We start from the raw sequence: 22,441 nt of genomic DNA on the forward strand, positions 1-22,441 counted from the left end.
TTCTTTACCCATTCACTTTTAGGAAAGTCTTATCCGGTACGCCTCTCTGGGCACTCAGTCTGTGCTGGTTTCACCGTGATAGCTTTCAGATTATTGTTATTTTTGTTGCCATTGACCGTTACTGCGCTGGACATATTCGCCTTTATTAGCGCGTTCTTGCAAGCGTTCACCGATACGAATTTCAATTATCTTTAATTCGACACCGGCTTTTTTTGCTTTAGCTGCGTATGCAGCACGGCGTTTACGGTTAATGTCATCAACCAGGTTTTTAACAGCTGCGTTGCCGTTTTTGACCAGCCCCAGATAGCCATTAGATAATTCACCGACCAGTCCCTGGGACTTGGCTTCATCGAGGCTTAAAGCCCAGGCGGTATTGGCAAGGCTAAACATCAAAGTGAGCAGAATAAACGGCTTCATAACGGTTTTTAATGCATATTTGATCATTATTTAGCTCCTAGAATAAGTCACTGTTTTCTGTGAACAGATCGTCAATTTCTTTATCAACTTTCACCAGAATCTCGTGTTCAATTTTGACATTGAGGTTGATTGTGATGGGTTCGTTGGGAACAGCTACCTGTACCGTTGGGGCACAGGCAGATAATAAGATGCAAATACCGAGCATTACGCCGGTATTTCGCCAGAATTTCATAATCAGTCTTATGAACATAGGTCTCTCCAATACCTGTTAGAACCTCTCCGGACGTATCCGGTTCCTGTCCGAAGGTTCCAGCACTTAACGGTAACGCTTCTCAAGGCTGCGAGTCAATTTGTTCGTGTACTGTAAAGCCTTGATTAACTGTAATAAGTTCTCTTCTATGTTGATGCCGAACTCTATTCGCTGGCCGGCATTCCAGTCGGGGTTCAGACCCTTTAAGCGGGTGTTTAGCCGGGTGCTGCCGTCCGGCTGATAATCGACCCCGATATTAAGCTGTGAGTACTGCAGGTTTTCCAGCGCTTTGAAAGCTGTATCCAGCCCGGGTGTTCTTTTCGCAACATTTCTTAATTCCGGTGTTGGCTGGAATTTAATCCAACCCGCTCCGGTGTTATTAATCCGGCCATCAGTGACCTGAAATCCTGCCGCTGTTTTTTCCAGCGGAATGCTACCCTGCAGGGTGCCTTCGCCGGTGAGGCCTTCCTGTTGTTCCAGTGCCAGTACATCGGCAAGCTGGATGTCTTTCAGGGTAAGGCGGGTGTTCAGTCCGAATGATTCACTGATGGTAAAGTCGTCAGCCAGTACTTCACCGCCTAATAATTGTGCCTGAGGCTGGGTTAACCTCAGCTGTAGGCTTCCGGGTTTTCCTTTTACCGGGCGAAGCTGGTAGCTGCTGCTGAATTGTTCAATGGGAATACCGGCGGCAATATAGTCGACATTTAGGCTGCCATCATCACGCAGTCTTCCGCTGAGGCTGCGGCGAAAGTCAGAATGCCAGCTCAGTCCGCCCCATGAGTTCTGATCAAACTGGCCACTGAGGTTTTCTATCCGTTGCCGCAAGCGTAACGCCAACCGGTTGTTTTCAAGGTGTAAGGCCCCCTGATGTGAGAGGCTGCCGCCGTTCAGTGCCAGTTCTTCCGGAAGGTCCGGGTAATAGCGCTTTATCAGTTTTTCTGCGCCGTTCAGTGATGCCAGTTTAAGTTGCCAGTTTGCAGTGGTTAGCGGCTGACCGGTACTGATTAGAGTGCGGGAGTTTCCGCGTATTAATTGTGCCCCGGCGGGGAGCAGGGAGTCTGCCAGCAGCAGGCGGAACTGTTGTTTAAAATCGGTTGTTTCGCTCTGTCGTTCCAGTTGCCAGTTACTGTTCAGGTTTGCTTCGGGTAACGGGAAATCCGGATGGCTGAACTGAAGCTTTTCAGCAGTAAGTGTACCGGTTATTTTCAGAGGCTTTGCCGGGCATTCGTTGGCAATACACAGAGCAAATGTGCCGGTCGTGATCAGGATCGGCTGGTGGCTGACGGGCAAGGGCTTCTGACCGGATATGATCGTACTCTCCTGACTTTGCAGGGTAAAAGTGACAGCCGGTATCTGCAGGGATTGCTCTGCAGGATTCTGTGTTGATAGAGGAATATGAATACCGGCAGCAGGTTGCAGTGATATTTGCAGTTGCTGGCTGTTCAGGGAGGGCGTCTGAAAATCAGTAACCGTCAGTCGGTTCTTGTCATTTATCGTAAGTTTCAGAATTTGTGGAGTGAGCGAAATATTTAGATCAAGCTCCAACTCCGCGTTCCCGGATATATTTGCGAGGCCTGTTTCAGAAAGCGCAACCGGAGAGATTGTTAGTGAGACTGTTTGCTCGCTCTCAGGCTGCAGGCTTTGTAACGGCGCCGTCGGGTCATAGTCCGGTTGTAATAATGTAGTACCGGTAATATTCAGGGTGCCACTGGCCCAGGGCAGGTGAGTATCGGTGATGCCGGTCTCCGGTATTTTTTGCAGCACAGATGCCAGAGACTGTAATTCTATTTTATGTTCAGCTACAAGACGGATGGTTTCTCCAAGGCTCAGATGACCCTGGCTGCTCAGCAGTTGCTGATTTTGATGAGTGATATTCAGACTGAACGGGCTCAGTTGCAGTTCCGGTTCTGCAGCATCAGTTTGCTTTATAAGTTTTGTGTTCAGGGTCGCTGTCATACCTTCCAGTGCAGGATAAGCTGATAAGGATATGAGCTGGCTTTGCCAGTCGAGTGTACCGTTAACAAGAGACAGGCTGGTCAGTATATGGCTGTTTAGGCCAGCCTGTTCACGGTGGATGTTGAGGTTACTGAGGCGGATATCTTTTGCTGGTAATTGGCTGATGATCGCCGGTGACAGCCAAGGTCTCAGATCCAGTGATGCTGGGGTTGTTGCTTCTGACTGTGTCGACGGCAGGCGGATATCTGCACTTTGCAGTTCAATGCCTTCGAATTTTCCTTCTGTGTATAGCCGGGTTAAATCCCAGAAGAGATGCAAGCCATTCAGTTGCAGCCGGGTATTGGCATCTGCCGGTGATGTTTGCTGAAGGCTCAGGGAGTCTATCTGCCAGCCTGTGGTGGAAGGGGCGGCGCCCTGTATTTCGATGATTTTCCACTGGTGCTGTTGCAGCCAGCGTTCAGCGGCCCAGGGAATCAGTTGCTGCCAGTAGAAGTAACTGGCAATCAGGGTGATGATCAGTGCTGATGCAAAGGCAATAAACAGGGCTGACAGTAAAATCCGGGTTGTGCGTCTGATCAATACCGTGCCTCCCTGTTGTTTGTTTTGCTTACTGAATCAGTCTTCGTCCAGTTCCAGTTCGTATAGCCGGTCAACGGCGTCTTTTAAATGGAAGATAACTTCAGTGTAGATGTCGCTGTCAGAATCGATATCCAGATCACTGAGCCGGTCGGCGGTTTCTTCCAGAGATTCGCCGGCATAGCTGATATTTTTATCGAATAGCAGCCAGAAAATCAGACCGTAAATTTCGTTGCGGGAGCTGACCAGATCCAGATCATCCAGATACTGATCCCGGATATATTGCAACTGGCTGTATAGCGGCTGATCCGTATCGGTGTCACGGTAAACCGCTAACAGCTGTTCAGGGGAACAGATTAATTGTTCATCAGCTGCCGGCTGAACGTCAGAGTCTGCCGGCAGGCATTCAGGTTGCTGGCCGGGACGCAGAATAAATTTCATTAAGATGCTCCGGATTAGCGAATTTTACGCACAACGTTCAGGCCATCCCGGACGGTCAGGAAGACGTTTTCAACGTCAGGGTCCTGAGCGATACGGCGGTTGGTTTCAACCAGAATGTCATCAATGTCTGACTCAGGCTGTACCACTTTGCCTGACCAGAGCACATTATCCAGAATGATCAGGCCGCCAACACGGGTCATTGCCTTTACTTCTTCGTAATAATTCAGGTAATTGCGCTTATCGGCATCGATAAAGGTGAAGTCCAGTTCCAGGTCCAGTTCACGGATGGTGTCCAGTGCCTTGCCAAAGATGACTTCAATCTTGTGGCCGTGTTCACTGCGCTCATAAAACGTCTTCGCAAAATCAATAGCCCGCGGATTGGTCTCGCAGCAAATCAGTTTGCCGTCATCCGGCATACCTTCAGCGATGGATAGTGCGGAATAACCGGTAAACATACCAATCTCAAGGGCTGTCTTTGGCTGGTGGATAGCACTGAGCATTTTCAGGGTGCGGCCAACCAGGCGGCCGGACAGTTTTTGTGGCCAGCCCATATTTTCATTGGTTTTGTCGATCAGCTCCTGCAGCAGCGGGGGTTCTTCACCGGTGTGAATAAACGCGTAATCTTCGATACTTTCGTTGACCAGGTACTGGCTCATAATGTCTCTCTTCGGACGGCTGTTCTGCCGGTAAATGTCAGGGCAGCGGGGAATGCCGTTTGGTGCTCTAAAAATTCGCCGCATAATAACATTTTGACTGGCTTTTCTGCGATGAAATTCAGTAAAAGCCTGCTGCTGTTGCAAAAATCTTTTACAATAGCGGCTCATTTTCGCCTGTCAGGAAACCTGTATGTTATTTGAGCCTTTATTTATCTTTCTGTTCAGTGGCTTCGTGTCCATGTCTGCAGCGCTCAGTGCCGGTCAGCTGAATAAGCTGGCAGAGGAAGATAAGCCTGCCTTTATGCACAGTAAAAATGGTCAGGTGACGGTTGTTATGATCGGTAACCTTGCAGCTCTGACACTCATTGGTGCAATGGCATATGGTTTCCGTCTGTTAGAATGGTGGATTCCGGCAAGCAGTTTAGTGCTCAGCTTTCCGGCGGTATCAGTCGGTATCACGCAACGTTTGTTCGGTGACCTGACGAACCTGTTCCTGATGCTGCCGCTGAACTTAGCAGCCATTGGTCTTTTATATTATTTCTGGTAACGGTTCACCCGGACCAGACACGGAGGTTGTTGCACCATGAATGAATTTCTTGAACAGCCAATAGTTATCCTCACGGTCGGCGCTATTGCCGGTACGCTGTTTGGTATGCTGCTGATGACATTACGCATTCAGCAACATAAGCGTAAAGCGCAGCTGATGCAGAGCCAGCAGTACGTCAAAATCGGCCAGCTGGAAGATAAACTGGAAGAGGCTAAAGAAGCCCGTGCCGAGGTTGACGAAAAAGTCTCTGAACAGCAGCTGTCACTGGACGAAAAAGCTGAGCAGATCCGGCGTCTGGAGCTTGAAGAAGTTCGTTTACAACAAATCAGCCTGCAAAAACAGCGGCTGGAAGATGATTACGCCCAGTTACTGACTGAGCAGAATGAGCTGCGTCTCAGCCAGAATCAGCATCAGGCCCGTAATGCAGAATTGCAGGCCAAGTTACAGAGTGAACGGGCCGCTCACCATGAGAAAGTCCAATTGCTGAACGATGCCCGGGATCAGCTCAAAGGTGAGTTTGAAAACCTTGCCAATAAGATTTTTTCGGAAAAGTCGAAAACCTTCAAAGATGAAAACCGTGATGCCCTTGGCAACCTGCTGACACCGCTGAAAGAACAACTGGGTGATTTCAAGCGCCGGGTTGAAGATACCTATGATAAAGAGTCGCGGGATCGCCGTTCATTGTATGAACAGATTCAGCAGCTTAAACAGCTGAACCAGCAGATGAGTTCAGATGCGGTGAATCTTACCAACGCTCTGAAGGGCGAATCGAAAACCCAGGGCAACTGGGGAGAAGTGATTTTATCCCGGGTGCTTGAACAGTCAGGACTACGGGAAGGGCATGAATATCAGACACAGGTGAGCGTCAGTGATGGCGGCCGTCGCCTGCAGCCGGATGTCATAGTACGTCTGCCGGATGAGAAAGACGTTATTATCGATGCCAAAGTTTCCCTGACCGCCTATGAGGCATTCTGTTCTGAAGAGCACGAAGCCGTCCGGGCACGGAATCTTCGCGATCATCTGCAATCAATCCGCAATCACGTACGTGGTCTGAGTGATAAGGCTTATCAGGATCTGGAAGGTATTCGCAGCCTGGATTTTGTGCTGCTGTTTGTGCCGATTGAAGGGGCTTTCCTGCTGGCGGTACAGGAAGATCCGGATCTGTTTGCCTTTGCTTATGAGCGCAACATCATTCTGGTCAGCCCGGCCACACTGCTGGTGACGTTACGGACCATTAATAATATCTGGCGCTATGAGAGACAGAGCCTGAATGCGCAGGAAATTGCCCGCCGGGGCGGTGAGCTGCATGACAAGTTCGTGGGCTTTGTTGAATCACTGGAAGATGTGGGTAAGCATCTGGAGCGCTCATCTCAGGCTTATCATACGGCCCATAAGCGGCTGGTTAGCGGGCGTGGCAACCTGGTCTCTCAGGTTGCGTCGTTACAGCAGCTGGGGGTGCGTAATAAGAAGCAGATGGAAAAACGTTTACAGGATGAAGCTGCAGAAGCTGAGTTGCAGAATCTGCCTCTTCCTGACACAGATGAAACCGCTTCTGTGGATGAAGATATTCTGGCAGAGAATGCCCAGACAGTGAGTATCTCTTCCAGTGAAGAAAGCGCTCAGTTGTCGGCAGAGCCACCGAAAGTTCGTCTTGTTGATGCGGCATTCGAGCCGGCAGCTCAGGATAGTGGTGCCAGTGCTGATCAGGCAGTTTCCGGTGATTCTTTCCGGCGGGATGAAGAACGGTGATGATTTCAGTCGCCGGGTATGGCTCGCTGCTTTCGGAAGCATCGGCCCGTGAAACCGTGCCGGGCTTGCAGAACTTCCGGCTGGTTAAAGTGCCGGGCTACCGGCGCATCTTTAATAAGGTTGGCATCGTATTTATCAGCCGGCACGGTGCGGACCCGGAGAGCCTGCAAATTGCATCCTGCTCAACGCAGGCGGATCCGGACAGTGCAATTATCTGCAGCCAGTTCGAATGTAGCGAAGCGGATTTTCTGGAGCTGTATGAGCGTGAGCACCGTTTTCGCTGGATCGAAGTCGAGACACAGCTTCTCAGGGACTCCGGCGATTCAGGGCTGCCACAGCGTGCCAGGATGTGCAGTGGTTACAGCGATGCTGATTACCGGCTGAATAAATGCATTACCCCTGGTGAATATCAACGCAGAGTTGGTCAGTATTATCAGGGGCCTTTATGGCGGGAGGACATTTTGCCTTTCCCTCGCTATCTGTTTTTCTGTTTACAGTCTGCGGCCTCTCAGGGACAGGAGGTTGTTGATAATTTCCTGGATACCAGCTTTCTTGCGGACGGTGTAACAACGCTCAGAGCATACATTGCTGCAACACCCGAGCTAGTTGGGTGGCAGGAAGCGTCAGCCAGTTACCGTTATCCTTCCGGCAAGTAACGCCGTTTCAGTCCGTTTCTGTATGGCAGACATACCTGCCATGCTTGCTTAAGTTTTTTCTATCTAATCCTTTCTGTGAATATTTCTTACTGAATTACAGGATAGCTGTGGACAGTCTGCAGAGGCTTGCTGTGCACATCAGTCCTGTTTCTTATGGCGGAGAGGGCTGTTGATATGTTTCTGTTGGCAGAAGCCTGTGGGCTGTTTCTGCCTGTTTCGTTATTTATCAGTTATTAACAGATGCCGGGAATAATCATAAATCAATCTTGAATTATATATTTATCGTCAAAATTAAATATTGAAATTTTGTAAAATAATCAATATTAATTTTTGAAAATTATAAAAAACATCAATATTAATTTTTGAAAATTATAAAAAACATCAATATTAATTTTTGATTTTTATAAAAATAATCAAAATTAAATATTGATTGTTGGCTGTTTATTCAAAACAGGATTTTGATTTCTGATTATTTTTTGTACAAAAAATAATTAAATTGTGTTAAAAATGTACAGTAAGATCTGGATAACTCCTGATAGCCCGAAACTGAGCTATCACGGTGAAATTTATGCTAAAGATGGCAGATTATTGCCGATAACTAGATGCACGGCGGCATATGTTTGCCTGTGGGAAAAGAATTAATTCAATATCCCAAAAAAATGCTTAAAAAATAAATCGAATGGTTTATTCTTGGCATTAATTATTAAAAATGCCGGTTTTGAACTGGGATTGATTAAAAACTGAACTATGCTGGTTGTTAAATGCTCAGCATTTTGTGGAAAAACAGTTAGCAGAACCAACATGGCTAAATAACAGCCAACGTTTGTTGATAAATGTTTTTCCAGAAAGTCAGCCGGGCCGGTTGTGGATACTCAGCAGGAGTGCCTTAGCAACGGAAAGCAATGTTCGGAATTTAGTTTTCCACAGGGATAACAGACAGACTCGAAACATTGAATTCTCCGCAGCAATGCCGGAGCAAGAAAAGCGGTTTTAGATATGACCATGGCAAGCAATATGATCGTTGCGTTAGACATAGGCACCTCAAAGGTGGTGTGTCTTGTGGGGGAAGTCGGCCCGGACGGTGCGATTGATATTGTCGGTATCGGTTCGCATGCCTCCCGGGGCCTGAAACGTGGTGTCGTGGTCAATATCGAGTCAACGGTGCAATCTATTCAGCGGGCCGTTGAAGAAGCTGAGTTGATGGCAGGGTGCAAGATTCATTCAGTGACGGTAGGCATTGCCGGCAGTCACATTAACAGTATGAATTCCCATGGCATTGTTGCTGTACGTGATCGTGAAGTAATGGAACATGATCTTGAACGGGTAATCGATGCTGCCCGGGCGGTGGCTATTCCGGCGGATCAGAAAATTCTGCATATTCTGCCGCAGGAGTATGTGATCGATAATCAGGAAGGTATCCGTGAGCCGCTGGGAATGTCCGGTGTACGCCTGGAAGCCAAGGTTCATCTGGTAACCGGTGCGGTGAATGCGGTCCAGAATATCGAGAAATGTGTACAGCGCTGTGGTTTGGCTGTCGATGACAGCGTGCTGGAACAGCTGGCATCCAGTTACTCCGTATTAACGGATGATGAAAAAGAGCTGGGTGTCTGCATGGTGGATATGGGTGGCGGTACCACCGATATTGCCATTTTCACCGGCGGTGCAATCCGGCATACAGCCGTTATCCCGATTGCCGGTGATCAGGTGACAAACGACATAGCAATGGCGTTACGTACTCCGACGCTGAATGCGGAAGAGATTAAACAGAAGTACGCCTGTGCGCTGGCTCAGCTGGCGGGGGCTGAAGAAACCATTAAAGTACCGAGTGTAGGTGACCGGCCAGCACGGGATCTGTCTCGTCAGGCGCTGGCGGAAGTAGTTGAACCCCGCTATGACGAGTTATTTACGCTGGTACAGGCGGAGCTCCGCCGCAGCGGTTTTGAAGACATGATTGCTGCAGGCATTGTGCTCACCGGCGGTACGGCAAAAATGGAAGGTGCAGTCGAACTGGCTGAAGAGATTTTCCATATGCCGGTACGTCTGGCATTGCCAAAAGGCGTAAGAGGGATGGAAGACATACTTGCCAGCCCGATTTATGCCACCGGCATTGGGCTGTTGCAGTATGCCAAACAGGATAATGTACCCCGGCAGGAAGAAATGCCGGCAGAAATACCTGCAGTGCCGAATACGCCGGCACTGCAACGGATGAAAAGCTGGTTTCAGAGAAATTTCTGAAACGGCAGGGAACTAATATTTTGATTGGTCTGCGCGCTGCTTGCAGACCTTCAGTACAAAACAAGTTGTATACGCTGGCGGAGCCGGCGCATCAATCATAATTAGAAAGACAGACCTAAGCGTAAAAAAGCACGCTTAAGCTGGAGGAAAGGGACATGTTTGAATTAGTTAATAGCGTACCGCAAAACGCCGTTATTAAGGTGATTGGCGTAGGTGGCGGCGGTGGTAACGCCGTTCAGCACATGGTGTCGACGGACGTGGACGGTGTGGAATTTATCTGCGCCAACACGGACTCACAGGCACTGGACAACATGCTGGCCAAGAGCCTGCTGCAGATCGGCGGTGAAATCACCAAAGGTCTGGGCGCCGGTGCGAACCCGGATGTGGGCCGTCAGGCTGCACTGGAAGATCGCGAAGGCATTGCGGAAATGATCCGTGGCGCAGACATGGTATTCATCACCGCCGGTATGGGCGGTGGTACTGGTACCGGTGCAGCGCCGATTGTTGCAGAAGTCGCTAAAGAAATGGGTATTCTGACGGTAGCAGTGGTTACTAAACCATTCCCGTTTGAAGGTAAAAAGCGGGTGATGATTGCCGAGCAGGGCATCAAAGAGCTGTCTGAAAATGTTGACTCTCTGATCATCATTCCTAATGAAAAGCTGATGCAGGTGCTGGGTAAGAACTGCTCCCTGATCAATGCGTTTAACGCGGCGAATGATGTACTGAAAGGTGCGGTTCAGGGCATTGCTGACCTGATTATCCGTCCGGGGATGATCAACGTGGATTTCGCCGACGTTCGTACCGTTATGTCTGAAATGGGCATGGCAATGATGGGTACCGGTACTGCACGGGGTGAAAATCGCGGTGTTGAAGCGGCTGAAGCGGCTATCCGCAGTCCGCTGCTGGAAGACATCGATCTGCAGGGTGCCCGTGGTATTCTGGTAAACATCACCGCTGGCCTGGATCTGGGACTGGGTGAGTTCTCCGAAGTCGGTCAGGTTGTTGAAGAGTTTGCTTCTGAAAACGCTACCGTTGTTGTAGGTACCGTAATCGATCCGGAAATGAGCGAAGAGATTAAGGTAACCGTTGTTGCTACTGGTCTGGGGGCTGCAGTTGAGCAGGAAATCCGGGTTGTAAACAGCGCACCTAAGCGTGCTGCGGTTGCCGGTGGCGCTGCTGCAGATTACAGCCAGCTGGAGTTGCCAACGGTGATGCGTAATAAAGCATCTGACTCACTGCGTGCGGAAGATAACCCTGCACCGGTAGCTGAACCAACTGAAGCGAAGAAAACCGGTACAGACGATATGGAGTTCCTGGATATCCCGGCATTCCTGCGTCGCCAGGCCGACTGATCAGACGCTGAGCTGTCGGTTATCAGAGGACGTCCCTTCCCTGAATAACCGGATCTGAGTAAGCACTGTTCGTTAAAAAAAGCCCGTTCAACTCTGTTGAATGGGCTTTTTTATGGGTGATTTTCCTGCGTTGAATACAGCCCAGAAACCGCAGATGTAAATTTATTTCCCCAGCATTGAAAAAAATTGTAAAAACTCGTCTTACAGGTTTGATTTAGCACCGGAATTCCATTAAAGTACGCGCCACTCTGAAGTGCTGAGGAGCACGGAGGAAATGCGGTGAGGTGTCCGAGTGGCCGAAGGAGCACGCCTGGAAAGTGTGTATACGGAAACGTATCGAGGGTTCGAATCCCTCCCTCACCGCCATCTAATTCAAAACGAAAAAGCCTCGGTTAAAACCGGGGCTTTTTTGTATCTAAAGAGTTTGTGGAGGGTGAGATCCCTCGCGGGTTCGAGCCGAGCGAAGCGAGAGCATGTTGCGCTCTTTGCAACACCCGTAGGGTGAGCCGCGCAGCGGCGAATGAATCCCTCCCTCACCGCCATCTAATTCAAAACGAAAAAGCCTCGGTTACAACCGGGGCTTTTTTGTATCTAAAGAGTTTGTAGAGGGTGAACCGAGCGAAGCGAGATAACATCGGAGCTTGCGACGATGGCCCGTAGGGTGAGCGTAGCGAATAAAACCTCGTGGGTTCGAGCGGAGCGAAGCGAGACCACATCGGAGCCTGCGACGATGGCCCGCAGGGTGAGCGTAGCGAATAAAATCTCGTGGGTTCGACCCGAGCGAAGCGAGAGCATGTTGCGCTCTTTGCAACACCCGGAGGGTGAGCCGCGAAGCTGCGTAATCCCTCCCTCAGCTTATCCACATCCATTACTTTCCTTTCCTGTTGCTCTAAGTCAAATCGTTTCATAGCAGCTGTAAGACTATCAGCCCTTTTAGCAGAGGGAATTCCGGCATTCTGCGCCTGATTTTAACGGGGTTCTGAGCGAACCAGAGAACCTCCGTTTACCGCCAAAAACCAAGCTGCAAAATCTTATGGTCTAAGCTTAATTATATGAGCCACAGGGATTGGCATTCACATCCAGGCAGGTGCATACACAATCGTGAATGGGAGTAATTACCATGAAACGACTATGTATATTACTGATTACATTAGGTTTATGTTTGCCGGCGCAACTGGCGGCTGAAGACTGGTTTTATGCCAAGCGGGTTGATGATTTTACTGATCAGGAAACACATATTGCTATGGTGCGTTCAGTGAAGGAACGCAGTCTGGCACTTGCCAGATGTTTACAGGAAGAAGAGTTCGATCTGATTTTTTCTGTGGGTAAGTTTATTGGCATTGGTAACCGTTACCCGGTGCGTTACCGGATAGATAAGCAGGATTCGGTAGAAAGTGACTGGATCGTGTCTACCCGGGGAGATTCAGTGTTTGCCAGTGACTTTGATAAAACCCATCTGGCCAGACAAATGCTGCAGGGCAAAGAATTACTGGTGGAAATCACCGATGCCAGGGGCAGTTCATATAAAGCACATTTACCCCTTAAGGGGGCCGGTAATACGCTGGGGCGGGTAATGGATGCCTGTTCTGTCGACAGGGAAGGACTGAAAATCGAAGGGATTGATGTGGCTGTGCAAAAGTATATTTCAATGCTGGGTCCCAAGAATGTTGTTTGTCATAAGCAGATGCTCGGCGTACTGGGCTATGAACTGACCGATATGTCACCACTCAAGTCGACAGATTTTTTCCTGCAAACCCAGCAATTTATGGATGATAAGCTCGCCGAATGCGCAGTGATGGATTCCCGCCTCAAGCAGGCAATGTATGGCTGTAAGCGCAAAGAATGGTTGCTGGATAATATTTATCCGGAGGCCAGCAAGAAGAATGAAGCACTGGGATATTCCTGCGGGCTGACCAGGCTGCAGTATTAATATTTCAGTTACATGACAGGGCATTTGGTTGTGTAAACAGTGTTTCATGGATCTGTTTAATTTTGGTGTTTCGCTGGCAATCCTGTATCCGGAAAGCATCCTGTGCTCAGGCTGTCTGATGGGCTGTTTCTACAATAGACAAGACTTCCGCATAGCGGTGCTGTTATGTAGAGAGCCGTTGTTAAAAACGTCTGGTTTTCTGTTAGTTAGCTTTAGGTCAGTGTGTGCTTACACTGGCTGAAAGCGCCTCCTTTTGAATTCTCCGCTATCTGACTTGTTATAAAAAATGTGCTGCAAAGTTTATAAGTTTTAACAGACTCGACTAAATTAAATAGACGGCTTTACCGTTAATCAGCGCTTCTGTGACGTTTGAAACAGGGGGGAGTATGCGCACAGCGACAGGTATTGATCATCTGCTTGAGTGCCTTTTGGTGCTCAGTTCCTTTCATGGGAGCAGTTTGAACCGCGAAAGCCTTGTTGCTGGTTTACCTCTGGAAAAACAACATCTTACCCCTTCCTTATTTGCCCGTGCCGCTGCCCGTGCAGGCTTTGTCAGCAAAATACTGAAGAAACCGCTGGAAGCCCTTAAGAGCCGGGCTTTACCCGCGGTTTTATTATTGGAAGGAGACGAAGCCTGTGTGCTGATGTCCTGGAGTCGGAATAAACAGTCTGCTCAGGTTATTTATCCGGAGTTTCCGGAAAGTGTGATGGAAGTTCCGGCAGAAAAGCTCGATCAGCGTTATTCCGGTGCCGTGATTTATGCACGTCCTAAGCTGGCGTTCGATGCCAGAACGCCGGAGGTTACCAACCATAAACCTTCCCACTGGTTTTGGGGGGCAATGCGAGAAAACCTTGCCTTATACCGGGATGTACTTCTGGCAGCGTTGTTTATTAATGTGTTCGCCCTTGCGCTACCGCTGTTCACAATGAATGTGTATGACCGGGTGGTGCCTAACCATGCCTTTGAAACCTTATGGGTGCTGGCATTCGGAATCGGCATTGTGCTCATCGCTGACTTATTGCTGAGGACTATGCGCGGGTACTTTCTGGATCTGGCGGGTAAGCGAGTGGATATTCTTTTGTCCGTTCGCATTATGCAGCAGGTGCTGGGGCTGAAGATGGAGTACCGGCCATTATCTGTCGGTGCGTTTGCTGCCAACCTCCGCTCCTTTGAAACGGTGCGGGACTTTATTACGTCTGCATCGCTGACGGCACTGATTGATCTGCCTTTTACGCTGATTTTTATACTGGTACTCGGATGGATCTCGCCCCTGATGATGGTGCCCTCTCTGATCGGGGTATTTCTGATTCTGTGTTATGCCATGACCACCAAGGGCAAGATGAAACACCTGACCGAAAGTATGTATCAGGCCAGTTCAATGCGTAACTCTGTGCTGATAGAGAGTCTGATAGGTCTGGATACACTCAAAATCCTGACTGCAGAAGGCGTGATGCAGCGACGTTGGGAAAAAGCGGCTGCGTATCTTGACCGGGTTGGAGTGCAGCTGCGGTTACTGGCTACCAGTAACCTGAATTTCGCCATGTGGATTCAGCAGCTCGTGAGTGTCAGTGTGATTGTGATTGGTGTTTATCTGATATCAGAAGGTGAGCTGAGCCTCGGTGGGCTGATTGCTACCATGATGCTGGCGAACCGGGCGATGGCTCCGCTTGGCCAGGCAGCAGCGCTGTTAACCCAGTACCACAATGCCCGTGCTTCCCTGACTACACTGAATGCCATTATGGAACAGCCGGTAGAACGTCCGGCTGATCAGAATTTCTTTAGCCGTGGTCATCTTCGGGGGGAGATTGAGTTTCGTAAGGTTGGTTTTACCTATCCGGGGGCTGAAGTGCAGGCGCTCCGGGGTATTTCGTTTCATATTAATGCCGGCGAACATGTGGCGATACTTGGCCGGGTTGGGTCCGGTAAAACCACGTTACAGCGCCTGACAGTTGGCTTGTATCAGGCCAGTGAAGGGGCGATTCTGGTGGACGGTATTGACGTGCGCCAGCTGGACCCGGCGGAGCTGCGTCATCAGGTGGGGTTTGTTCCTCAGGAGGCCACGCTGTTCTATGGCACCCTACGGGAAAATCTTACTTTTGCTGATCCCATGGCCAGTGACGAAGCGGTTGAGCGGGCGGTGAGAGTTGCTGAGCTATATGACTTTGTTAATGCTCATCCTCAGGGGTACGACATGAATGTCGGTGAACGGGGGGAGTTTTTGTCCGGCGGGCAGCGTAAAGCCGTTGCGCTGGCGCGCTCCATCATTCATGAGCCCCCGCTGTTACTACTGGATGAAGTGACCGGTTCAATGGACCACGCCTCTGAGGCTGCAATTCTGAAAAATCTGCGCCGTTATGCGGTGGGAAAAACGATGCTGGTGATTACGCATCACACCGCCTTACTGGAGCTGGTGGACCGTATTATCGTGCTCGACAGCGGCAAAATTGTTGCGGATGGCCCCCGGGATCAGGTCGTTGAAGCGCTGCGTAAAGGCCGGATCGGGAGGGCGGTATGAATGGCTCAGCACCTTTACCGCCGAATGATTCTGAAACTTCCCTGTCACCGGGACGCAGACTTATGGACCGGGCTTTTGAACACTGGATTCCGGTGGATGAACCGGACAATCTGAACTGGCTGGAAGATGCTGACCGGGCAATGCTTGAGCAGGATCCGGTTAAAACCCGGCAGCTGTTGTATGTGATTATTCTGGTGGTGATCGGGCTGATCGCCTGGTCTGCGTATGCTGAGATTGATGAGGTTACCCGGGGGGAAGCTAAGGTAATTCCTTCCCGGCAGGTTCAGATTATTCAGTCGCAGGACGGCGGGGTGGTAACGGAGCTGGCGGTCGCAGAAGGCGATGCGGTGGAGCCGGGTCAGTTACTGGTAAAGCTGGATGCCACCCGCTCGGTTGCTTCGTTTCGTGAGAACCGCGCTGAACTTGTTTCTCTGCAGGTAAAAGCCGAACGTTTGCGCTCAGTCGCTGAAGAAGTGCCTTTTTATCCGAGTAACGAGATGGCCGAGTCTGTACCCGATGTGGTGGAACAGGAGATGGCGCTGTTCAGTTCCAGTATGGAAGCGCTTGAAGCGGCCAGAAGCATTGCCCGCCAGCAGTTAGATCAGCGTCGCCAGGAGCTGGAAGAGGCCCGTGCGGAAAAGTCCCAGCTGGACCGCAGTTACAGCTTTGCCGCCCATGAGCTGGAAGTCAGCGCACCACTGTTATCTTCGGGGGCGGTGTCAGAAATAGAAGTATTACGTCTGCGTCGTGAAGTGTCCCGGCTAAGCGGGGAGCGGGCACAGGTATCAGCCAGAATGCAACGTATTCTGGCAACCATTGCGGAAGCCGAAAACCGTATCAGTGAGGTAGCGTTAGAGTTTAAAAATGATGTGCGTGAAGAATTGTCACGTACAACATCGCGGATTAATACGCTGATAGAAAGCAGCCGGGGCCTGCTGGACAGGGTAGAACAAACTGCCCTTGTGTCGCCGGTTAAAGGCACCGTTAAGCAGTTGTTTTTTAATACTATTGGCGGGGTGATTTTACCGGGCAGGGATATCATTGAGATTGTGCCTTCGGATGATGCGCTGTTACTTGAGGCAAAAATTAATCCCCGGGATATTGCCTTTTTACGACCGGGACAGGAAGCGTTAGTTAAATTTACCGCCTATGATTTTATTGTTTATGGCGGTTTAAAAGCCACGGTGGAGCATATCAGTGCGGATACTGTTGTGGATGAAAACGGTGCGCCGTTTTATATCGTCAGAGTCCGAACATTAGAAGCAAGCATGGGTGAGGGAAAGCCCATTATTCCGGGAATGGTGGCTGAAGTGGATATATTAACGGGTAAAAAAAGCATCTTGCATTACATGCTTAAACCCGTATTCAGAGCCAGACAATACGCCTTAACGGAGCGCTGAACGATGCATGTGTTCGTCAGCCAGAAAAAACTTTCGCCGGTGCGCTGGCATGAAACGTTTCCCGACGCCCTGACGGTGAGAACACCGCAGGAAGCGCTGCGTATGCATCAGGGAGAGGGCCTGATATGGCTCGATTTCACGGCCCTGAATGCCGGCGATAAAGCACAGTGGTTGCAATATGTACCGCAGTTTCCCTGTCCGGTGGCTGTTTTATCTAATTTACCTAACGATGCCGAATCTATGCAGGTCTTTGGTGCCGGCGCTGCCGGATACTGTCATGTGTTGGCGGCACCAGCATTACTGAAGGAAATCGCCCTGGTTATTGAACACGGTGGGTACTGGGTGGGGGCAGAGTTCATCGGCAAGGTTTTGAAAGTCAGTGCCCGGCATATGCAGGCCGTCAGCTGTGAGGGGGCCTCTTTCTACGCCGACCTGACGGCACGGGAACAAATGGTTGCTCAACTGGTTGCTAAAGGCGCTTCGAATAAAGAAATTGCCGGTTCTCTGGGGATTACCGAACGGACGACTAAGGCACACCTGGCATCTTTGTTTGCAAAATCCGGTGCCCGTGACAGGGTACATCTGGTGCTCCTTCTGAATGAGCACGAAGTCTTCGCCTTATAAATTCCATTATGAAAGTTGTTCATATTGTACCTGAGGTACAGGTATAACTCTGTGGGACATGCCTACTCTTTAACGACTGATCGATACTTTTAAAATCGGTTTAAGGGGGAGAGCACCATGGCTTCTGATACACCTGTCGCGACAGTGTCTGCGATGTCTGGTGAAGTATTCGTGCGGAACAGTGAAGGGGAATTGCGTCAGTTGCAGATAGGGGACGTTCTGACTGAGGGTGATGTTCTTATGCCTTCAGAGGGAGCTTTCGTGCAGCTGGCACTGACTGACGGCACGTATATGTCTTTTGATCAGCCTGTTGATGTAGCAATCAGTAACAATATGGTTGCGGGCGATGAATCAATTGCCACTGAAGAAGCTATCACGGATGAATCAGTTGCTGCGGTACTGGCAGCGATTGAAGCCGGCCAGGATCCAACGGATGTGTTACCTGAGCCGGCTGCCGGTGCTGCTGGCCCAGGCGCCAGCGAAGGCCATGATTTTGTAGTGCTGACGCGTATTGTCGAAACCACGACACTCTCAACCTTCGGTGGGTTCAGAGAGTTAGCCGCGGGCAGCCCTTTTGTTTCTCCGGACCTGTTAGCAATCGAGGAAGAAGGCACTCAACCACCAGTTGCGGTAAATGATGCAGTGAGTCTTGATGAAGGCTCTTCTGTCATCATTGATGTTCTTAGCAACGACTCCGACCCGGATGGAGACCTTGACCCTACCACTGTTTTAATTATCTCCCAGCCCGACAATGGTACAGTCAGCGTTAATCCGGTTACCGGAGCGGTAACCTATACGCCAGATCCTGATTATAACGGTCCGGATTCTTTTCAATATACGGTCTCTGATGAAGCCGGTAATACATCGGAACCGGCGACGGTCGACATTACCGTTAATCCGCAGAATGAGCTGAATGATGCCGATGAAGTCATCGCAGTCACTGAAGATGTGCCTGCCAGTGGCAACCTGCTGCTGAACACCGATAACCCGGACGGGCCGGATCCGGCCAGTGTTGTCAGCTTTACCATTGCCGGTGATGTAACGGTTTACCCGGCGGATGGCAGTGATGTGGACATCCCGGGAGTGGGTACTATCAGTATCAGCAGTAACGGGGATTTTACCTTCACTCCGGCGGAAGACTATACCGGTGATGTGCCGGTGATCAGCTACACGGTAACAGACGGCCAGGATACCGACGGCTCAACGCTGACCCTGAACATCAATGCAGTGAATGATCTTGAGGACGATGACGAAGTCGTCAATGTCACTGAAGATACGCCGGCAAATGGCAACCTGTTACTGAATACAGATAATCCTGACGGGCCGGATCCGGCCAGTGTTGTCAGCTTTACTATTGCCGGTGATGTAACAGTTTACCCGGCGGATGGCAGTAATGTGGATATTCCGGGTGTGGGTACCATCAGTATCAGCAGCAACGGGGACTTCACCTTCACCCCGGCGGAAGACTATACCGGTGATGTGCCAGTCATCAGCTATACGGTTACGGATGGTCTGGACACTGACAACTCAACGCTGACCCTGAACATCACTGCTGTAAATGATCTCGAAGACGGCGATGAAGTCGTTAATGTCACGGAAGATACGCCGGCAAATGGCAACCTGTTACTGAACACCGATAACCCTGACGGGCCCGATCCTGCCAGCGTGGTCAGCTTTACTGTGACCGGTGATGTAACGGTTTACCCGGCGGATGGCAGTAATGTCAGCATCCCGGATGTGGGCACTATCAGTATCAGCAGTAACGGAGACTTTACCTTCACTCCGGCGGAAGACTATACCGGTGATGTACCTGTCATCAGCTATACGGTTACGGATGGTCTGGACACTGACAACTCAACACTGACTCTGAACATCACCGCAGAAAATGATCTGGAAGACGGTGATGAAGTGGTGACTGTGACCGAAGACACACCGGCCAGTGGCAACCTGCTGTTGAATACCTTTAACCCGGACGGCCCAAATCCTGCCAGTGTTGTGAGCTTTACCATTACTGGGATCGCAATGGTCTATCCGGCAGATGGCAGCAACGTCAGTATTCCGGATGTGGGCACCATCAATATCAGCAGTAATGGTGACTTTGTTTTTACCCCGGAAGAAGATTACACCGGAGCAATACCGGTGATTAATTACATCGTCACGGATGGACAGGATAATGATCTGTCTACACTGACGCTGCAAATTGACCCGATTAACGATCTTGAAGACGGCGATGAATACGTTGAACTGAATGAAAATACCGGTGGCGAAGGAGAAGGCGAAGGCGAAGGCGAGGGAGAAGGCGAGGGAGAAGGCGAGGGCGAAGGCGAAGGCGAAGGCGAAGGAGAAGGCGAAGGAGAAGGCGAAGGAGAAGGAGAAGGCGAAGGCGAAGGCGAAGGCGAAGGAGAAGGAGAAGGCGAAGGAGAAGGCGAAGGAGAAGGCGAAGGAGAAGGAGAAGGCGAAGGAGAAGGCGAAGGAGAAGGAGAAGGCGAAGGAGAAGGCGAAGGAGAAGGAGAAGGAGAAGGAGAAGGTGATGCGTGTGACGACCATGGAGATGGTAGTGGTACGCCTTCAGAGGCAACCGGGAACCTGTTGCTGAATACCTTTAACCCGGATGGCCCTGATCCTGCCAGTGTCGTCAGCTTCACTGTTACCGGAGATAACACGGTTTATGCAGCAGACGGTACGCCAGTGGAAATTGCCGGTGTGGGTACCATCAGTATCAGCAGCAACGGTGATTTCAGCTTCGTACCCGTCGTCGGATTTACCGGGCTGGTGCCGGTTATTCACTACACCGTGACAGATGGCCTGGATACCGATGACTCAACACTGACACTGAAAGTAAACCCTGTTGAAGAGCCTGTCACTGTAGAAACAGACTGCCCGGGTGGTACGGTATATGACGTGGGACTGCTTTCTGATACTGACGACAGTGAATCAACCAATGGCAGCTTCCGTGTGAATGCCCAGGATGGTCTGGCGTCAGTCACAATTGCCGGTACTGTGTTGCTGGTCAGTGATTTACTGGCCGCGACCGAACTGGTTCCCGTTACTGTTTTCAGTAATGCGCAGGAAGAAATGGTTATTACCGGGTACGATCCGTCCACCGGCACGGTGAACTATAGCTATAGCCTGGTGAAAGCGATTACCCATGCTCCGGACAGTGATCAGACAAGTGCATCCTTTGAAGTGACCGCTACCGATATTAACGGCATTACGTCTGCACCAGCCCATATTGTCATTATTCAGATTGACGACCAGCCCGAGATCATTGCCGTAGCAGACGGTATGGGGCTGAACGGTGTTGGTTCAGTCGTGGGTACCCTGAGCATAGATCCTTCTGCGGACATGCCACAAAGCTTTAACTGGGGCGAATTTACACCAAGCGCCACGCTCTACGCCAATAATCAGACCCTGGGGTACACACACGACAGTGCTAATCAGACGTTAACGGGGGTTACGACTGACGGTACTGTGGTCTTCGAACTGACCCTCAATGATGCAATGGACACGTATACCTACCAGCAATACGTGGCCATAGAAACAGAAGTATCAGCAACGGTTGGGCAGGGGCTTAGCGGTAATAACAGCGCTTCTTCGCTACAGACCTCTTCCGGATTAAACAGTGATCCTGTTGAAACCACCTTCTACGGTTATGAATTTAACGGCAATCAGTATGTCCGCAGTACGGTTGATACCAGTGCCAATACGATGGGGGTCGGTGCGGGGCAGGATATTGATGCGGATTTCAACCGGGAAGATCACCTGTTTATGCGGTTTGATCAGGACATTACCCGGGTCAACGTACAGGTGGATGTGGTGGGCAGTGGGCTGACGATCCTGCGTTATACCGTGTATTCAGTGACGCCGGCAGTGTTGGCGCAGTTAGGTCAGGATGGCTTCAGTTATGCGGATTTGCCTCCGGGAGAAACCCGCAGCATGGTGGTAACGGATGGTCAGATGGTGGAAATTAAAGCTTCATCCGCGGGTTTGACAGAGTTTAGCCTGATCGTATTTGAGTCAGATATAGGTGCTTATAAATTGGTGCCGGATACGCTGACGGTTGATTATCTGTCCGAGGATCAGGACTTTAGCCTGAAGGCACCGATACGGGTTGTGGATTCCGACTCCGATGCCGCATCGGATGCCATCGATATAAATATCAGCGGCACAATGGATACCCTGACGGGGTCCTCAGCCACCGATGCGCTGGGGGGCAATGAATTTGCCAATACACTGATCGGAGGTGCCGGTAACGATACCCTGACCGGTGGGCTGGGCAGCGATACCTTTGTCTGGAATCTGAATGATGGCGGTACACCAGGAGACCCGGCCGCTGATGTCATCACAGACTTCAACACAGCATTGCCGGCAAATGAGGGGGATGTTCTGGATCTCAGTGACTTACTGGTGGATGAACAGAATAATGATCTGACGGATTATCTGTACTTCGACCTGAACAGCGACGGCGATACGGTTATTCACATCAGTACTTCCGCAGGCTTTGATGCCGGCTTCGATGACAGTGCGGTTGAGCAGACCATCGAGTTGTCCGGCGTCGATCTGGTAACCGCTTTTACCGACCTGAACGGCACAGATCAGGCGGCACTTATTCAGGATTTGGTCAATAATGGTAAGTTAATAACAGACTGAATACTGCAGGTATCGGAATGATCTACGTGAAAAGGGATAACCGGCAACGTATTGCCGCTGTGAGTAAAATTCCACTGGAAGGCTTTAGTGCCCTTGAAGATCAGGATTGTGAAGATGTGTTCGAGCTGGCTTCTGCCATTGAAGATGATGAACTGTCCAGGATGGATAAGGCACTGATTCGGGTCATCGAGGATTTGGTTATGTTGCTGGTTGATAAGAATCAGATCAGGTTCACCGACTTACCGGTGCCGGTTCAGGATAAAATTTTAGCCCGTCAGAAGGCGCGGAAATCGTTACAGCCGCAACTTGATATATTACCGGAGAAAGAAAGTGAACAGTTAATTTTATAAGCCGGAAAGAGGGAATATATAGACGGTATTTATTGTTACAGACATTAATTTTGATAGCATTTTTTTTGATTGCTAATCAGGATTAATGGTGAGAAAAATTAACTTTTAAAAAATGCATGAATTTTATTTCAAGAAA

General features: G+C 50.1%; 16 protein-coding genes, 1 tRNA gene and 1 other RNA gene. 13 read left to right on the plus strand and 5 right to left on the minus strand.

The features are described 5' to 3' along the window. Positions 1-96: 96 nt before the first annotated feature. From JYB63_RS10805 to JYB63_RS10825, 5 genes are all read right to left on the minus strand, one after another. Positions 97-444: a YdbL family probable chaperone protein gene (locus tag JYB63_RS10805; RefSeq protein ID WP_243431933.1), complete on the minus strand. Its 348-nt coding sequence runs from the start codon at positions 442-444 to the stop codon at positions 97-99. A 10-nt stretch (positions 445-454) separates the two neighbouring features. Then, positions 455-649 carry a YnbE family lipoprotein gene (locus JYB63_RS10810; protein ID WP_205658360.1) on the minus strand — a complete coding sequence of 65 codons (195 nt, stop codon included), beginning with the start codon at positions 647-649 and terminating at the stop codon, positions 455-457. Between the two features lie 84 nt (positions 650-733). Beyond that, on the minus strand, positions 734-3,202 hold the full coding sequence (locus JYB63_RS10815; protein ID WP_205657881.1) for an intermembrane phospholipid transport protein YdbH family protein: 2,469 nt from the start codon (positions 3,200-3,202) through the stop codon (positions 734-736). A gap of 36 nt (positions 3,203-3,238) precedes the next feature. After that, positions 3,239-3,640: a hypothetical protein gene (locus JYB63_RS10820; protein WP_205657882.1), complete on the minus strand. Its 402-nt coding sequence runs from the start codon at positions 3,638-3,640 to the stop codon at positions 3,239-3,241. Positions 3,641-3,654: 14 nt separating this feature from the next. Then, positions 3,655-4,296 carry an O-methyltransferase gene (locus tag JYB63_RS10825; RefSeq protein ID WP_205657883.1) on the minus strand — a complete coding sequence of 214 codons (642 nt, stop codon included), beginning with the start codon at positions 4,294-4,296 and terminating at the stop codon, positions 3,655-3,657. A gap of 190 nt (positions 4,297-4,486) precedes the next feature. On the opposite strand from JYB63_RS10825, the gene JYB63_RS10830 reads away from it, so the two are divergent. The 13 genes from JYB63_RS10830 to JYB63_RS10890 all read left to right on the plus strand — a co-directional run bounded on the left by JYB63_RS10830 (position 4,487) and on the right by JYB63_RS10890 (position 22,305). Further along, positions 4,487-4,843 carry a CNNM metal transporter family protein gene (locus tag JYB63_RS10830; protein ID WP_205657884.1) on the plus strand — a complete coding sequence of 119 codons (357 nt, stop codon included), beginning with the start codon at positions 4,487-4,489 and terminating at the stop codon, positions 4,841-4,843. Between the two features lie 36 nt (positions 4,844-4,879). Then, positions 4,880-6,592: a DNA recombination protein RmuC gene (locus JYB63_RS10835; protein WP_243431934.1), complete on the plus strand. Its 1,713-nt coding sequence runs from the start codon at positions 4,880-4,882 to the stop codon at positions 6,590-6,592. After that, positions 6,592-7,248, plus strand: a complete 657-nt coding sequence (locus JYB63_RS10840) for a gamma-glutamylcyclotransferase (RefSeq protein ID WP_205658362.1) — start codon at positions 6,592-6,594, stop codon at positions 7,246-7,248. Before JYB63_RS10835 ends, JYB63_RS10840 begins: the two co-directional genes overlap by 1 nt. A gap of 996 nt (positions 7,249-8,244) precedes the next feature. Beyond that, entirely contained in the window at positions 8,245-9,483 is a 1,239-nt protein-coding gene (gene ftsA / locus JYB63_RS10845; protein ID WP_205657885.1) for a cell division protein FtsA, read from the plus strand. 155 nt (positions 9,484-9,638) lie between these two features. Further along, positions 9,639-10,835 (plus strand): cell division protein FtsZ, encoded by a 1,197-nt coding sequence (gene ftsZ / locus JYB63_RS10850; protein ID WP_205657886.1) that lies wholly within the window; start codon positions 9,639-9,641, stop codon positions 10,833-10,835. Between the two features lie 278 nt (positions 10,836-11,113). Next, positions 11,114-11,201 (plus strand) — tRNA-Ser (locus tag JYB63_RS10855). A gap of 47 nt (positions 11,202-11,248) precedes the next feature. Beyond that, a non-coding RNA gene (locus JYB63_RS10860) (RtT sRNA) lies at positions 11,249-11,377 on the plus strand. Positions 11,378-11,955: 578 nt separating this feature from the next. Next, a complete protein-coding gene (locus tag JYB63_RS10865; protein ID WP_205657887.1) occupies positions 11,956-12,765 on the plus strand; it encodes a hypothetical protein in 810 nt (269 codons plus the stop codon). 386 nt (positions 12,766-13,151) lie between these two features. Beyond that, on the plus strand, positions 13,152-15,281 hold the full coding sequence (locus JYB63_RS10870) for a type I secretion system permease/ATPase (RefSeq protein ID WP_205657888.1): 2,130 nt from the start codon (positions 13,152-13,154) through the stop codon (positions 15,279-15,281). Beyond that, a complete protein-coding gene (locus tag JYB63_RS10875; protein WP_205657889.1) occupies positions 15,278-16,681 on the plus strand; it encodes an HlyD family type I secretion periplasmic adaptor subunit in 1,404 nt (467 codons plus the stop codon). The genes JYB63_RS10870 and JYB63_RS10875 overlap by 4 nt, the downstream gene beginning before the upstream one ends. Positions 16,682-16,684: 3 nt before the next feature. Beyond that, complete coding sequence (locus JYB63_RS10880) at positions 16,685-17,305, plus strand: response regulator transcription factor (RefSeq protein ID WP_205657890.1); 621 nt, start codon at positions 16,685-16,687, stop codon at positions 17,303-17,305. Positions 17,306-17,422: 117 nt separating this feature from the next. After that, positions 17,423-21,955, plus strand: coding sequence for a retention module-containing protein (locus JYB63_RS10885; RefSeq protein WP_205657891.1), 4,533 nt, complete (start codon positions 17,423-17,425; stop codon positions 21,953-21,955). 17 nt (positions 21,956-21,972) lie between these two features. Further along, positions 21,973-22,305 carry a hypothetical protein gene (locus JYB63_RS10890; protein WP_205657892.1) on the plus strand — a complete coding sequence of 111 codons (333 nt, stop codon included), beginning with the start codon at positions 21,973-21,975 and terminating at the stop codon, positions 22,303-22,305. The last annotated feature ends 136 nt before the right edge of the window (positions 22,306-22,441 follow it).

The organism is Aliamphritea spongicola, from assembly GCF_017051665.1.
In the GTDB taxonomy this organism is placed as follows: Bacteria; Pseudomonadota; Gammaproteobacteria; order Pseudomonadales; family Balneatricaceae; genus Amphritea; species Amphritea spongicola.

What these genes read in the sequence shown, in the direction of transcription:
- JYB63_RS10805 (WP_243431933.1), bottom strand. Translation starts at nt 444, where the DNA reads ATGATCAAATATGCATTAAAAACCGTTATGAAGCCGTTTATTCTGCTC.
- JYB63_RS10810 (WP_205658360.1), bottom strand. Translation starts at nt 649, where the DNA reads ATGAAATTCTGGCGAAATACCGGCGTAATGCTCGGTATTTGCATCTTA.
- JYB63_RS10820 (WP_205657882.1), bottom strand. Translation starts at nt 3,640, where the DNA reads ATGAAATTTATTCTGCGTCCCGGCCAGCAACCTGAATGCCTGCCGGCA.
- JYB63_RS10825 (WP_205657883.1), bottom strand. Translation starts at nt 4,296, where the DNA reads ATGAGCCAGTACCTGGTCAACGAAAGTATCGAAGATTACGCGTTTATT.
- JYB63_RS10830 (WP_205657884.1), top strand. Translation starts at nt 4,487, where the DNA reads ATGTTATTTGAGCCTTTATTTATCTTTCTGTTCAGTGGCTTCGTGTCC.
- JYB63_RS10835 (WP_243431934.1), top strand. Translation starts at nt 4,880, where the DNA reads ATGAATGAATTTCTTGAACAGCCAATAGTTATCCTCACGGTCGGCGCT.
- JYB63_RS10840 (WP_205658362.1), top strand. Translation starts at nt 6,592, where the DNA reads ATGATTTCAGTCGCCGGGTATGGCTCGCTGCTTTCGGAAGCATCGGCC.
- ftsA (WP_205657885.1), top strand. Translation starts at nt 8,245, where the DNA reads ATGACCATGGCAAGCAATATGATCGTTGCGTTAGACATAGGCACCTCA.
- ftsZ (WP_205657886.1), top strand. Translation starts at nt 9,639, where the DNA reads ATGTTTGAATTAGTTAATAGCGTACCGCAAAACGCCGTTATTAAGGTG.
- JYB63_RS10865 (WP_205657887.1), top strand. Translation starts at nt 11,956, where the DNA reads ATGAAACGACTATGTATATTACTGATTACATTAGGTTTATGTTTGCCG.
- JYB63_RS10870 (WP_205657888.1), top strand. Translation starts at nt 13,152, where the DNA reads ATGCGCACAGCGACAGGTATTGATCATCTGCTTGAGTGCCTTTTGGTG.
- JYB63_RS10875 (WP_205657889.1), top strand. Translation starts at nt 15,278, where the DNA reads ATGAATGGCTCAGCACCTTTACCGCCGAATGATTCTGAAACTTCCCTG.
- JYB63_RS10880 (WP_205657890.1), top strand. Translation starts at nt 16,685, where the DNA reads ATGCATGTGTTCGTCAGCCAGAAAAAACTTTCGCCGGTGCGCTGGCAT.
- JYB63_RS10885 (WP_205657891.1), top strand. Translation starts at nt 17,423, where the DNA reads ATGGCTTCTGATACACCTGTCGCGACAGTGTCTGCGATGTCTGGTGAA.
- JYB63_RS10890 (WP_205657892.1), top strand. Translation starts at nt 21,973, where the DNA reads ATGATCTACGTGAAAAGGGATAACCGGCAACGTATTGCCGCTGTGAGT.